This is a genomic window from Mesorhizobium jarvisii (genome assembly GCF_003601985.1).
Lineage (GTDB): Bacteria > Pseudomonadota > Alphaproteobacteria > Rhizobiales > Rhizobiaceae > Mesorhizobium > Mesorhizobium jarvisii.
Map to the genome: position 1 here is coordinate 1 of NZ_QZXA01000004.1, position 13,744 is coordinate 13,744.

The window sequence follows — 13,744 nt, forward strand, 5'->3', positions numbered from 1 at the left end:
CGCCAAGTTGGCCGGCCTGGCGCCGATCGCCAATGACAGTGGCAAGCGCAGCGGTCGAAGACCAGTGCGCGGCGGTCGGGCAGGGCCGCGCGGCGTCCTCTTTCTCGTTGCCAGCATCGTTGCCAAATATGATCCGCATCTGGCAGCTTTCAAGCAACGGTTGCAGACTGCCGGAAAGGAGAAAATGGTCATCCGCATTGCGCTCGCCCGCAAGCTGCTCGTCATTCTCAATGCAAAAGCACGCGACGCGCGTAACGAATTCGCAAATGCAACTTGACACCTCAGATAGTCGCTCATCCGACCTTGCTTCGCGAGGCCACCTTCTCCCGCAAGGGGAGAAGGAAAGGCGCCCCGCTCAACCCAAGAAAGGCTTCGCCTTCATCGTCGCCGGTACCGGCACGCCGAGCCGCCTCAGCACCGTCGGCGCCAGCTGCAGCTGGTCGAGCAGCGTATCGGCTTCAGGCCCTTGGCCTTGTCCGAAATAATACAGCGCGAAATCCTGCATCTCGTCATCATGGCCGCCATGGTGGCCGCGGTCGGTCTGGCCATGGTCGGCGGTGACCATCACCTCGTAACCGGCCGCGATCCAGCCCGGCAGGAAGGCGGCCAGCATGCCGTCCATCGCGTAGACGGCATGGTCCATCTCGTGGCAGTCATGGCCGAAGCGATGGCCCATGGAGTCCAGCGTGCAGGTGTGCAGGATGCCGTAGTCGATGCCGTGGCGTTTGGTCAGCATGGTCAGCGTCGCGAACAAATCGACGTCGCTCGGCGTCATCTGGTTGCGGGCGTTGTAGCCGGTCATGGTGTGGAAGCGGCCATGCGTGATCGGCCCACCCGGCTCGTCATACTCCATGTCCTCGACCAGGTCGAACGGGTGGGAGCGGAAGAATTCCGACCAGTAGGAGTGGGTGACCGCCCCGGTCCTGCCGCCGGCCTTGCTGACTTCGGAGAAGATGTCGGGCTGCCCGACGCGGAACCGATTCTCATTGGAAAGGATGCCATGCACCTGCGGCGACACGCCGGTGTGGATCGAGGCATAGCAGCAGGCCGAGGTCGACGGCAGCACCGAGCGCATCTTCCAGACCCGCGCTTCACCCGATTGCACCCAGCCTTCGAGATTGCCCATCAGCCGGCGCCAGTTGCGATAGGGAACGCCGTCGAGGATGATCAGCAGAAGCTTGGATTTGAGCGCCATGGGCTGCTCCATGATGTCTGGCTGTTGAAACGGGAACGCCGCGTGCCGTTTCTGGCACACGGCGTTCTTGTATGTAAATCAGACGGGGCACGTGAATCAGACAGGCAGGGTCCGGCTAAGCGTTGAGCCAGCACTCACCAAGCGCGTAGCCATCCATCATCTCGCCGATCGGGCTCTTGGCAAAACCGCCGATCTTGTTGGTAGCGGCGGCATCGATGAACTGGTTGAAGAACGGCACGATCAGGCCGCCCTCGTCGCGCATCAGGACCGCCATGTCGTGGTAGATCGCCTTGCGCTTGGCCTGGTCGAGCTCGCCGCGCGCCGCAAGCAGCATCTTGTCGAATTCCGGCCGCTTGAAGCGCGTGTCGTTCCAGTCGGCGGTCGAGACGTAGCCGGTGGAATACATCTGGTCCTGCGTGGCGCGCCCGCCCCAGTAGGAGAGCGAGAAGGGCTGCTTGTTCCAGACTTCCGACCAGTAGCCGTCGCCGGGCTCGCGCTTGATCTCGATCTTGATGCCGGCCTTGGCGCAGGACTGCTGATAGAGCTGGGCGGCGTCGACGGCGCCGGGGAAGGCGACATCGGAAGTGCGCAGCAGGATCGAGCCGCTGTGGCCCGACTTCTTGTAGAGCGCGGCCGCCTTCTCCGGATCGAACTTGCGCTGTTCGATGTCGGTCGAAAACAGCGGGTAGGCTTCGTTGATCGGGAAGTCGTTGCCGACCGAGCCATAGCCGCGCAGGATCTTCGTCAGCATTTCCTCGCGGTCCATGGCGAGTTTCAGCGCCATGCGCAGGTCGTTGTTGTCGAAGGGCGCGGTGTCGCAGAACATGTTGAACGGGTAGTAGCCCTTGCCCGACACGTTCTCGATGCTGACGCCGGGGATGCGCTTGACCAGGTCGACGACCTTGGGCTCGACGCGGTTGATCATGTGCACCTGGCCGCCCTGCAGCGCCGCAAGCCGCGCGGTGGCGTCATTGATGACGACGATCTCGATCTGGTCGGCATGGCCCATCTTGTCGCCTTGCCAGTAATTGGCGAAGCGCTCGCCGCCATGGCGCACGCCGGGCTGGTTGACGGTGACCTTGTAGGGACCGGCGCTGATGCCGGCATTGGGATTGTCCTTGCCGCCATTCGGCTGGATGACGAGGTGGTAGTCGGCCATCAGATAGGGGAAATCGGCGTCGGCATCGCCGAGCGTGACGATGACTTCCTTGCCGCTTGCCTTGACGCCCTTGATGTTCTTGAGGATGCCGAGCGCACCGGATTTGGACTTCTCGTCGGCATGGCGCTCGATGGTGGCGGCGATGTCTTCGGCGGTGACGGTCTTGCCGTTGTGGAACTCGATGCCGTCGCGCACCTTGATCGTCCAGGTCTTGGCATCCTTGGATGCGCCGATCTCCTGCGCGATCATATTGGTCAGGCTGTTGTCGGGCATCAGCCGGACCAGATATTCGCCCCACTGCTTGCCGAAGCTGAAGGTGACCTGGCTGAGGTTCAGCGCGGGGTCGAGGCTGTTGGTCGACTCGCCGCCCTGCAGGCCGGCCTTGAGGATGCCGCCCTTGACCGGCGTCTGTGCGAAGGCTTTCCCGGCCAGCGTCGTTGCCAGCGCCGCCGACACACCCAGTGCCGCCGTGCGGCCAAGGAAGTCGCGCCGCGACATCCGGCCCTGTCCGGCGAGATCGGCGAGATGGTCGAGTTCCGTCTTCATGTTCCTACCCCCTGTTGAAAACAACGTCACGGGCAGCGCCCGTCCGCAAGGACGTGTGGCGCTTTCGTGTTGCATCTGGATGACGACAGCCGCCCGACCAGCAGGTCGCTAGTTCCCCGCGCTGGCCATGCGCCGCCCCTTGATCGCCTTTTCCAGCCAGCCGATCTCCATCTCCGGAACCGACGACAGGAGAAGGTCGGTATAGGCATCGAAGGGCGGCGTCAGAACCTTGCTCTTCGAGCCGTAGCGAACCACTTCGCCGCGATACATCACCGCGATCGAATCGGCGATCGACTTCACCGTCGCCAGATCGTGGGTGATGAAGAGATAGGCGACCTTTTCATGCTGCTGCAGGTTGAGCAGCAGCTTGAGGATGCCGTTGGCCACCAGCGGATCGAGCGCCGAGGTCACCTCGTCGCAGATGATCAGCTTCGGCTTGGCGGCGAGCGAACGGGCGATGCAGACGCGCTGCTTCTGGCCGCCGGAAAGCTCGGCCGGATAGCGGTCGACGAAGCCCTTGCCCATCTCGATCTCGTCAAGCAGCTCGGCGACGCGCTTGTCGCGTTCCCTGCCGCGCATGCCGAAATAGAATTCGAGCGGCCGGCCGATGATAGTGCCGACGGTCTGGCGCGGGTTCATCGCCACGTCGGCCATCTGGTAGATCATCTGCAACTGGCGCAGATCTTCCTTCGGCCGGTCGGCAAGCCGGTTGGCGAGCGGGCGCCCATCGAAGGTGACGGTGCCTTGTTCGGGCGGCAAAAGTCCGGTGATGGCGCGCGCCAGCGTCGACTTGCCCGAGCCGGATTCGCCGACCACGGCCAGCGTCTGGCCGGGGTAGATGTCGACCGAGACGTTCTTCAGCACCTTGACGTGGCCGCCGCCATAGGCGGCGGTGACGTTCTTCACCGACAGGAACGGCGTGGCGCCGGGGTTCTGCTCCTGGTGCTCGATCTCATGCACCGAGACCAGCGCGTTGGTGTATTCCTGGCGCGGCTCCTTGATGATCTGCCTTGTACCGCCCCATTCTACCAGCCTGCCATGGCGCAGCACCATGATCTCGTCGGAGACCTGGGCGACGACGGCAAGGTCGTGGGTGATGTAGAGCGCCGCCACATGGGTGTCGCGGATGGCATCCTTGATCGCCGACAGCACGTCGATCTGCGTCGTCACGTCGAGCGCCGTTGTCGGCTCGTCGAAGACGATCAGGTCGGGTTCCGAGCACAGCGCCATTGCCGTCATGACGCGCTGAAGCTGGCCGCCCGAGACCTGGTGCGGAAAGCGTTCGCCGATGGTTTCAGGGTTCGGCAGGCTGAGCTTCTTGAACAGCGCGACGGCGCGCTTCTCGGCTTCGGCGCGTGTCGCCGTGCCATGCAGCAGCGTGGCTTCCACCACCTGGTCCATCAGCCGGTGCGCCGGGTTGAAGGCGGCCGCCGCCGACTGCGCGACATAGCAGACCTCGCGGCCGCGCAGTTTGCGGAAACCTTCCTTGCCGCCCTTCAGGATGTCGCGGCCGTTGAGGATCACCTCGCCGCCGGTGATGCGCACGCCGCCGCGGCCATAGCCCATCGACGACAGGCCGATGGTCGACTTGCCGGCGCCAGATTCGCCGATCAGGCCCAGCACCTTGCCCTTTTCCAGCGTCAGCGAGACATCGTGCACCAGCACGATGTTCTTTGGCGCCTCGCCGGGCGGGTAGACCGTGGCCTCGATGCGCAGATTCCTGATATCGAGCAGCACGCCGGGCTTCGCTTTGCTGTCGGCCATCACCCGCGTCCTCCCTTCAGGCTTGTCGTGCGGTTGAGAATCCAGTCGGCGACAAGGTTGACCGAGATGGCGAGCGCGGCGATCGCCCCCGCCGGAATGAGTGCTGCGGCGATGCCGAAGACGATGCCGTCCTTGTTTTCCTTGACCATGCCGCCCCAGTCGGCGTCCGGCGGTTGCACGCCAAGGCCGAGGAAGGACAGCGTCGACAGGAACAGGACAGCATAGATGAAGCGCAGGCCGAGTTCCGAAACCAGCGGCGACAGCGCATTGGGCAGGATTTCGCGGAAGATGATCCAGGCGCTGCCTTCGCCGCGCAGTTTTGCCGCCTCGACATAATCCATGACGTTGATGTCGACGGCGACCGCGCGCGACAGGCGGTAGACGCGGGTCGAGTCGAGAATGCCCATGACCAGGATCAGCGTTACCAGGTTTGTCGGCAGCACGGAGAGCACGACCAGGCCCATGATCAGGGTCGGGATCGACATCAGCAGGTCGACGAGGCGCGACAGGATCGTGTCGAACCAGCCGCCGAACACCGCCGCCGAGAAACCGAGTATGGCGCCGAGCGAGAAGGACAGCGCGGTGGCCAGCACGGCGATGAACAGGGTGATGCGGGCGCCGTAGATCATGCGCGACAAGAGATCGCGGCCGAGATTGTCGGTGCCGAGCCAATGCGCGGCCGACATTGGTTCCCAGACGTCGCCGACGATCTCGGCATTGTCGTGCGGCGAGATCCACGGTGCCAAGATCGCCGCCAGTACGAACAGGGCGGTCAGCACCAGGCCGATCAGGGCGGGGATGGGAATGCGTCTTATATCGAGCATGCCCGCCCCCTCACTTTGGATGTCGCAGACGCGGATTGGCGACGATCGCCGCAATGTCCGCGATGATGTTGAGGCTGATGTAGACGGCGGCAAAGATCAGGCCGACCGCCTGCACGACCGGCACGTCGCGCTTGGTGACGTGGTCCACCAGATATTGCCCCATGCCGGGATAGACGAAGATCACCTCGACCACGACGACGCCGACGATCAGATAGGCGAGGTTGAGCATGACGACGTTGATGATCGGCGCGATGGCGTTCGGGAAGGCGTGCTTGCGGATGACGGCGAAGGCCGAGAGCCCCTTGAGCTCCGCCGTCTCGACATAGGCCGACTGCATGACATTGAGGATCGCCGCACGGGTCATACGCATCATGTGGGCCAGCACCACCAGCGTCAGCGCCGTCGCCGGCAGCGCGATGGCCTGCATCCGCTCGCCAAAGGGCATGCCGTCATAGACGGTCGAGATGGCGGGAAAGATCTGCCATTTCACCGCGAAGAAATAGACCAGGAGATAGCCGATGAAGAATTCCGGGAAGGAGGTCGAGGCGAGCGCCAGCCCGGAGATCAGCTTGTCGACCCAGCCATTGCGGTAGCGCACGGCGATCAGGCCGAGGATGATTGCCAGCGGCACGGCCACGACCGCCGCCCAGAAGGCCAGGAACAGCGTGTTCCACAGCCGGCCCTTGATCGAGGTGGCGATATCCTGGCCGCTCGACATGGCAGTGCCGAGGTCGCCGGTCAGCACGCCGCCGAGCCAGTGGAAATACCTGACATAGGCCGGGTCGTTGAGGCCGAGCTGTTCGCGCAGATTGGCGAGCGACTCCGGCGTTGCCGATTGTCCCAGAATGGCTTGCGCGACGTCGCCGGGCAGGATTTGCGTGCCGGCGAAGATCAGGACCGAAATGGCCAGCAGAAGGAGGATGCCCAGCGCGACGCGCTGGGCAATTAGCTTCAGGATCGGTGAGGACATCTCCGCAAAGCCGGACTCAGGCCTGCAGCCAGCACTTCGCCAGGGCGTAGCCGTTCATCAGTTCCTGGTGCGGATCGTCCACCCAGCCATCGACCTTGGCGCCGGTGGCGTCGATGAACTGGTTGAACATCGGCAGGATCAGGCCGCCTTCGTCGCGCACCATGACGGCCATGTCGTGGTACATCTGCTTGCGCTTGGCCTCGTCGAGCTCGGCGCGCGCCGCCAGCACCATCTTGTCGAAGTCCGGGCGCTTGAAACGTGTGTCGTTCCAGTCGGCGGTCGACAGATAGGCGGTCGAGTACATCTGGTCCTGCGTCGAGCGTCCGCCCCAGTAGGAGGCGCAGAAGGGCTGCTTGTTCCAGACCTCGTTCCAGTAGCCGTCGCCGGGCTCGCGCTTGAGCTCGATCTTGATGCCGGCCTTGGCCGCGCTCTGCTGGAAGAGCTGCGAGGCATCGACCGCGCCGGGGAAGGCGACGTCCGAAGTCCTCAGCAGAACAGTGCCATCATGGCCGGACTTCTTATAGTGGAACTTGGCCTTGTCGGGATCGTACTTGCGCTGCTCGATTTCGGTGAACAGCGGATAGGACGCGTTGATCGGGAAGTCGTTGCCGAGCGAGCCATAGCCGCGCAGCACCTTGGTCAGCATCTCTTCGCGGTCAATGGCGAGCTTCAGCGCCATGCGCAGGTCGTTGTTGTCGAAGGGCGCCGTGTTGCAATGCATGATGAAGACATAGTGGCCCGGACCCGCATGGTTGCGGATGGTCACGCCCGGCACGCGCTTGATCAGGTCGACGATCTTCGGCTCGACGCGGTTGATCATGTTGACCTGGCCGCCCTGCAGGGCCGCCGTGCGCGCCGTCGCATCGTTGATGACGATGACTTCGATCTGGTCGGCATGGCCCATCTTGTCGCCCTGCCAGTAATTGGCGAAACGCTCGCCGCCATGGCGCACACCGGGCTCGTTGGTCTTGACCACATACGGGCCGGCCGAAATGCCGGCATCGGGCTTGTCTTTGCCGCCATTCGGCTGGACGATCAGGTGATAGTCGCTGAGCAGGTAGGGAAGGTCGGCATTGGCCTCCTTCAGCGTCAGCACCACTTCCTTGCCGCTGGCCTTGATGGTCGCGATACCCTTCATGTAGCCGAGCGCGCCGGATTTCGACTTCTCGTCCGAGTGGCGCTCCAGCGTGGCGGCCACGTCCTCGGCGGTCACGGTCTTGCCGTTGTGGAATTCGACGCCGTCGCGGATTTTCAGGGTCCAGGTCTTCGCATCGTCGGACGAGCCGATCTCTTCGGCAATGCGGTTCTCGAGCTTGCCGTCCGGCGACAGTTCGACGATCATTTCGCCCCAGCACTTGCCGAAGGCGAACGGCACCTGCGTCATCATCAGCGCCGGATCGAGGCTGTTGGTGGATTCACCGCCGACCAGGCCGGCCTTCAGCGTGCCGCCCTTGACCGGGCCTGCCGCGCGCGCAGCACTTGAAAGCAGCGAATTGGCGAAGGGTGCGGCAATGCCGAGCGCTGCCGCGCGACCGAGAAAATCACGACGGCTCAGCTTGCCTGCTGCGACACGCCGGCTAAGGAATTCCAGTTCGTTCGACATTTTGAGTTCCTCACTCTGTTGGTTCGACTCTACGGTCGATTTTTGTTGTTAATTCTCCCTGAATAATGAGGGTAAGCCAATGCCGTAAGCAAGACCGAATGCGACATGCCGTGGCGTAAATCGTACGTCGCATTTGGACCAAGGGTGTCGGCGCTCAAATAAGCGCGCGCGGGATTTTCTCCTCGAAATTGCGCTTGAAGACGATTTTTTCACCCTCATAGGCCTCGATTCTGGCGCTGACGATGAAGTTTTGTGCGTCCGATCGCATCTCGGCCCATGTCTCGGTACGCACCGACCATCCATTTCGCGACAGTGTCTGCGTCCAGTGTGTTTTCCCCGAGGCCGACAATGGATTGTCAGGATGGATAGCCCAGGTCTCGCGGGCGATGCTGCCATTGACCAGGCCGTGGTCGAGATCACACACCGCGCCGAAATCATCCGCGATGGAAAGCGTGACGATTCCGGTCTTTTCGTCGCGATCGACATGGCGCTCGGAGTTGGCGGCACGGATCGTCTCGGTCGCCCAGGGCGTAGCACCTTCCGGCTCGGCGAACGTCGCTTCGTCGCCTTTTGCCAGTGGGCGTAGCGGCAAGGCAAGTTTCGCCGCCGACAAGCTCAGCTGCACCGGCTCCGGCGACGGCCAGATCATGGGCCAATAGGCGTTCGACACGGCGATGCGCAGGCGGTGGCCGGTCGGCACGCGGTAGGCGCATTGATCGAGCACGACGCGCGCCGACACGGTCTCGCCAGGCACCAGGGCCTGCGGGAATTCGTGCGAGTCGCGATGCGTCAAATTGAGCACGCCATAGGAGATCAGTTCGGAAGCGCCGTCGGGATGCACGTCGCACAGCCGCACCGCGATGTTGGCCTGCGGGCGATCGGAGGAGAGAGTGACTTGGACTTCCGGCGCGCCGACAATATCGATGGCCTCGGTGAGCTCCGGCTGGTCGAAACAGACAGACAAGGCATCGTCGGGACGCTGGTCGCCCGGCAATTCCGGGCCGAAGGTGAACGGGAAATATTCGCCGCCGGCCAGCCCGCAATTCTGCAGCGAGGCAATGATGGCCGGTTTGCTCCCCTTGGGCAGCAGTTCGATGGCCTGGGTCTTGATCGCGGGTGACGGCCATTGTTGCTCGGCCACCCAACGGCCGGGCCGCTCGGGATGCCAGCGCGCCGGGCGCACGCTGTCCAGCACATAGGCGCGGTAGGCGGGATCGTCCTCGACGCCGGTCTCGGCGCCCTTCAGCCAGTGGTCCCACCAGCGCAGCGCTTCCTGCAGGAAGCCGATGGCCGGCTGGGGTCCGGCATAGTGCGGGTATTTGTGGATCCAGGGGCCGACAATGCCCTTGACCGGCGCTTCGATGTTGGTGACGAGGTGCGAGATCGTGTTGCGGTAGCCGTCATGCCAGCCGCCGATCGACAGCACGGCGGCCTTGACGGCCGAAAAATCCTCGCAGATCGAGCCGCGCTTCCAATAGGCGTCGCGGTGCTGGTGGCTGAGCCACAGCGGCAAAAGGAAGGGCTGGTTCTCCAGCCGGGTCAGCCACAGATCGCGCCATCTGTTGTCGCCGGCGATCAGCGGGTCCGGCGGCCGCGACGAGTAGGAGAGCATAGTCGAGGCCCAGCCGAAATTCTCGATCAGCAGGCAGCCGCCCTTGTAGTGGATGTCGTCGGCGTAGCGGTCGACGGTCGAGCACAGGCTGATCACCGCCTTCAGCGCCGGCGGCTGCTTGGCCGCAACCTGCAGGCAGTTGAAGCCACCCCAGGAGATGCCCATCATGCCGACATTGCCGTTGCACCAGGGCTGGGCCGCCGCCCAGGCGATGACGTGGCAGGCATCCTGCAACTCCTGTTCGGAATATTCGTCGTCCATCAGCCCTTCGGAATCGCCATTGCCGCGCATGTCGACGCGGATCGAGGCGTAGCCGTGGCCGGCGAAATAGGGATGCGTCAGCTGATCGCGAAAGATGGTGCCATCGCGCTTGCGGTAGGGCAAATGCTCGAGAATGACAGGCACTGGTTCGTCGCCGGCATCCTCCGGCATCCACACCCGCGCCGATAGCCGGCAGCCATCCGGCATGACGATGCCCATATCGGGGAATTCGACGACCTTGCGGGGAAATTCGGTGATGGTTTTCATGGGTGCGCATAACGCCCCGCGGCGCGGCAAGTTTCAATCGCCATTCGCGACTGGAGCAGCGAATTATGCGACCTGTGCCGTTACCTGCGGCACAACCTCAGTTCAGCGGAATGTCGTTTTCGCTCTTGCTCGCCTGGTAGGCGTCGGACAGTTCGTCGTAGCGTGCCGAGATCTTGCCGATGCGCGTTTCCAGCCGCTGACGCTGCGCGTCGGGCAACGCCCGTACCATCCTGCGGATCGAAAAACTCTTCCAATAGGCATTCTCGGCATTGTAGCCGCCGGGGTCGAGGGTGAAGACCTCTTTTAGGATTTTCAGATCGTGCGGGATCGCAAAACTGTCGCGCGAATCCTCGTGGCTGAACAGGTAGTAGAAATTGTCGAAGCCGGTCCAGGTGATCGCCGACAGGCAGAGCGAGCAGGGTTCGTGCGTGGCGACGAACAGCGCATCCTTGGTGTCGACGCGCTCGGCCCTCGGCATCTCGTAGAACCGCTTCAGGCAATGCACCTCGCCGTGCCAGAGCGGGTTTTCCATCTCGTTGTTGGTTTCGGCAAGCACCAGCGAGCGGTCGTCCTTGCGCAGGATCGCCGCGCCGAACAGCTTGTTGCCGTGGGCGACGCCTTCCGCCGTCTTCGGCACGATGTCGTGCTCGATCACGTCGAGCAGGCGGTCGATCAGCGATATATCGGTCATGGGGAAAGCTTTCAGGGGAGATGGATCTCGTAGGCGTGCGAAAAATGGAACTCTTCGAGGTTGGAGCCGTCGCCGCCACGGTCGACGATAAGGAAGTCCTGGGGCTCGCCGAGCGGCGTCAACACGCCGTGCCAGAGATTGCGGGAATAGTTGATGCCCTGTCCGGGCGCGGTGATGAAGGCGTGCGGCTCGCCCGGCCCCTCCTTGCCGTCATGGCAGACGACAACCAGGAACGGACGCGGCGACAGCGGAATGAAGGCCTGGCTGCCGAAGGGGTGGCGCTCGACCATGGTCAGTTTCAGCGGCAGTTCGTAAGGCGTGCCGCGCACCATCGAGATCAGCACGCGCGCGTTCGGCCCTGTGGCCTCGGCGGTCGCCAGATCGTGGTAGCGCTCAGCCTTGCCGCCATTGATCGGGTAGTGGTTGTCGCCACCCATGTCGATGACATCGCCGAAGGGGGCAAAGGCCTCACGGGTCAGCTTCTGTGCTGTGATGCGGGTCACCGCGCGCGACCGCCGATACCGGCCCCGCCGAGCTTGGCGTGCCGGTTGACGTCCTTGTAGAGCAGATAGCGGAACTTTCCCGGGCCGCCGGCATAGCAGGCCTGCGGGCAGAAGGCGCGCAGCCACATATAGTCGCCGGCCTCGACCTCGACCCAGTCCTGGTTGAGGCGGTAGACCGCCTTGCCTTCCAGCACATAGAGGCCGTGTTCCATCACATGCGTTTCGGCGAACGGAATGACCGCGCCCGGCTCGAGCGTGACGATGGTCATGTGCATGTCGTGGCGCAAATCGGCCGGGTCGACGAAGCGTGTCGTCGCCCAGCGGCCTTCGGTGCCCGGCATCGGTGTCGGTGCGATATCCTGCTCGTTGGTGAAGAAGGCTTCCGGCATATCGAGACCGTCGACCACTTCGTAGGCCTTGCGAATCCAGTGGAAGCGGACCGCCGCCTTGGCCTCGTTGCGAACCGTCCAGCCGCTCGCCGGCGGCAGGAAGGCAAAGCCACCTGGCCGCAACACATGCTTCTTGCCGGAAAGCAGAACGGTCAGTTCGCCCTCGACCACGAACAGGGCGCCTTCTGCGCCGGCATCGGGTTCCGGCCGGTCGCTGCCGCCGCCGGGCTCCACCTCGACGATGTATTGCGAGAATGTCTCGGCAAAACCGGACAGTGGCCGCGACAGGATCCAGACGCGGGTCTTGTCCCAGAACGGCAAGGCGCTGGTGACGATGTCCTGCATCACGCCCTTGGGGATGACGGCATAGGCCTCGGTGAAGACGGCGCGGCCTGTCAGCAATTCAGATTGGCCGGGATGGCCGCCATGTGGTGCGTAGTAGGTGCGCTCTGGCATCCTGATCGTATCCATGGGTTCAAACCTATTGCGGTAGCATGTCTCTGAGGCGGAGCAGCGCGATGCGCTCGACCTGTTTGCAGGCGATCTCGAATTCGACGCAGCGGCTGTTTCCGATGCGCGCCTCGAACTCGGCGAGGATTTCCTCCTTGGTCTTGCCCTTGACCGCGATGATGAAGGGGAAACCGAAAGTGGTGACGTAGGCGGCGTTGAGCTTGGAGAACAGTTCGCGTTCCTTGTCGGTCAGCGCGTCGAGGCCGGCGGAGGCTTGTTCCCTGGTCGATTCCGCCGTCAGCCGCCTGGCCTTGGCCAGCTTGCCGGCAAGATCGGGATGGGCGTTGAGCACACCCAGCCGCTCGGTCTCGCTGGCGGCGCGGAAGATGCGGCAGAGCGCATTGTGCAGGCCGCCGGCCGTGTCGTGCGCCTGGCCCAGCTCCAACTCGTAGGCTCGCTCGGCAATCCAGGGCGAATGCTCGAACACGCCGCCGAACGTGTGGACGAATGTTTCGAATTCCATCTTGGAGGGGCGCAGCGCCGCTGGCTTGTAGGGATGGTTCTCCTGCCAGTGCTTGGCGATGTCGATGCGCCGCGCCAGCCAGACCTTGTCATGCGATTTGACATAGTCGACGAAGCGTTTCAGCGCCGCGACCCGGCCCGGCCGCCCGACGAGGCGGCAATGCAGGCCGATATTCATCATGCGCGGCCGCCCGGCCTTGCCCTCGGCATAGAGCGTGTCGAAACTGTCTTTCAGATAGGAAAAGAACTGGTCGCCCGAGTTGAAGCCCTGCGGCGTGGCGAAGCGCATGTCGTTGGCGTCGAGCGTATAGGGGATGATGAGCTGCGTGCCGCCGGCATGCTCGAACCAGTAGGGCAGTTCGTCGTCATAGGTATCGGAGACGTAGTCGAAGCCGCCTTCTTCGGCCACCAGCCGCACCGTATTGACCGATGTGCGGCCCGTATACCAGCCGGTCGGGCGCTGGCCCGTCACCTCGTAATGCAGTTTGATCGCCGCTTCGAGGTCGCGGCGCTCATCCTCGGCGCTATGATCGCGGTAGTCGATCCACCGCAGCCCATGCGAGGCGATTTCCCAGCCGGCGTCCTGCATGGCCGCGACCTGGTCGGGCGAGCGTGCCAACGCTGTGGCGACGCCGTAGCAGGTCACAGGGACTTGGCGTTCGCTGAACAGGCGCAGCAGCCGCCAGAAGCCGGCCCGCGCGCCATATTCGTAGATCGATTCCATGTTCCAATGGCGCTGTCCCACCCATGGTGCGGCACCGACGATCTCCGACAGGAAGGCTTCCGACGCCTTGTCGCCATGCAGCACGCAATTCTCGCCGCCCTCTTCGTAATTGACGACGAACTGCACGGCGACATGCGCCCCGCCGGGCCATTTCGGATCCGGTGGATTGGCTCCGTAGCCGTGCATGTCTCTTTCGTAACGCATTGCCCCTCCTGCCGGACACTGCCGGAAGTTGTGATCAGGATAGTCGAAAGGGTTGCCGCC

General features: G+C 63.5%; 12 protein-coding genes. 1 reads left to right on the plus strand and 11 read right to left on the minus strand.

The genetic code is table 11. The annotated features are described in order from the left end of the window. A partial coding sequence (locus D3242_RS11120; protein ID WP_147377456.1) for a transposase occupies positions 1–277 on the plus strand: 277 nt, incomplete at its 5' end. Between the two features lie 78 nt (positions 278–355). Here D3242_RS11120 and D3242_RS11125 read toward each other — a convergent pair. The 11 genes from D3242_RS11125 to puuE all read right to left on the minus strand — a co-directional run bounded on the left by D3242_RS11125 (position 356) and on the right by puuE (position 13,684). Next, entirely contained in the window at positions 356–1,195 is an 840-nt protein-coding gene (locus tag D3242_RS11125; protein ID WP_064984688.1) for an alkaline phosphatase family protein, read from the minus strand. A gap of 115 nt (positions 1,196–1,310) precedes the next feature. Beyond that, on the minus strand, positions 1,311–2,900 hold the full coding sequence (locus D3242_RS11130) for an ABC transporter substrate-binding protein (RefSeq protein WP_064984364.1): 1,590 nt from the start codon (positions 2,898–2,900) through the stop codon (positions 1,311–1,313). A 108-nt stretch (positions 2,901–3,008) separates the two neighbouring features. Beyond that, complete coding sequence (locus tag D3242_RS11135; protein WP_020629117.1) at positions 3,009–4,664, minus strand: ABC transporter ATP-binding protein; 1,656 nt, start codon at positions 4,662–4,664, stop codon at positions 3,009–3,011. Further along, positions 4,664–5,488: an ABC transporter permease gene (locus D3242_RS11140; protein ID WP_019862711.1), complete on the minus strand. Its 825-nt coding sequence runs from the start codon at positions 5,486–5,488 to the stop codon at positions 4,664–4,666. Before D3242_RS11140 ends, D3242_RS11135 begins: the two co-directional genes overlap by 1 nt. Positions 5,489–5,498: 10 nt before the next feature. After that, positions 5,499–6,458 carry an ABC transporter permease gene (locus D3242_RS11145; protein WP_019862712.1) on the minus strand — a complete coding sequence of 320 codons (960 nt, stop codon included), beginning with the start codon at positions 6,456–6,458 and terminating at the stop codon, positions 5,499–5,501. A gap of 16 nt (positions 6,459–6,474) precedes the next feature. Beyond that, positions 6,475–8,061 (minus strand): ABC transporter substrate-binding protein, encoded by a 1,587-nt coding sequence (locus D3242_RS11150; protein WP_019862713.1) that lies wholly within the window; start codon positions 8,059–8,061, stop codon positions 6,475–6,477. Positions 8,062–8,215: 154 nt separating this feature from the next. Continuing rightward, entirely contained in the window at positions 8,216–10,201 is a 1,986-nt protein-coding gene (locus tag D3242_RS11155) for a CocE/NonD family hydrolase (RefSeq protein WP_064984366.1), read from the minus strand. A 97-nt stretch (positions 10,202–10,298) separates the two neighbouring features. Then, on the minus strand, positions 10,299–10,892 hold the full coding sequence (locus D3242_RS11160; protein WP_064984367.1) for a nucleoside deaminase: 594 nt from the start codon (positions 10,890–10,892) through the stop codon (positions 10,299–10,301). A gap of 11 nt (positions 10,893–10,903) precedes the next feature. Next, the gene (locus D3242_RS11165) at positions 10,904–11,395 is read right to left on the minus strand and encodes an ureidoglycolate lyase (protein ID WP_038651561.1); all 492 of its coding nucleotides are present in this window, start codon (positions 11,393–11,395) and stop codon (positions 10,904–10,906) included. Further along, complete coding sequence (locus tag D3242_RS11170) at positions 11,392–12,255, minus strand: bifunctional allantoicase/(S)-ureidoglycine aminohydrolase (RefSeq protein WP_038651564.1); 864 nt, start codon at positions 12,253–12,255, stop codon at positions 11,392–11,394. The genes D3242_RS11165 and D3242_RS11170 overlap by 4 nt, the downstream gene beginning before the upstream one ends. Positions 12,256–12,265: 10 nt before the next feature. Next, positions 12,266–13,684 carry an allantoinase PuuE gene (puuE, locus tag D3242_RS11175; protein ID WP_064984369.1) on the minus strand — a complete coding sequence of 473 codons (1,419 nt, stop codon included), beginning with the start codon at positions 13,682–13,684 and terminating at the stop codon, positions 12,266–12,268. Positions 13,685–13,744: the final 60 nt, after the last annotated feature.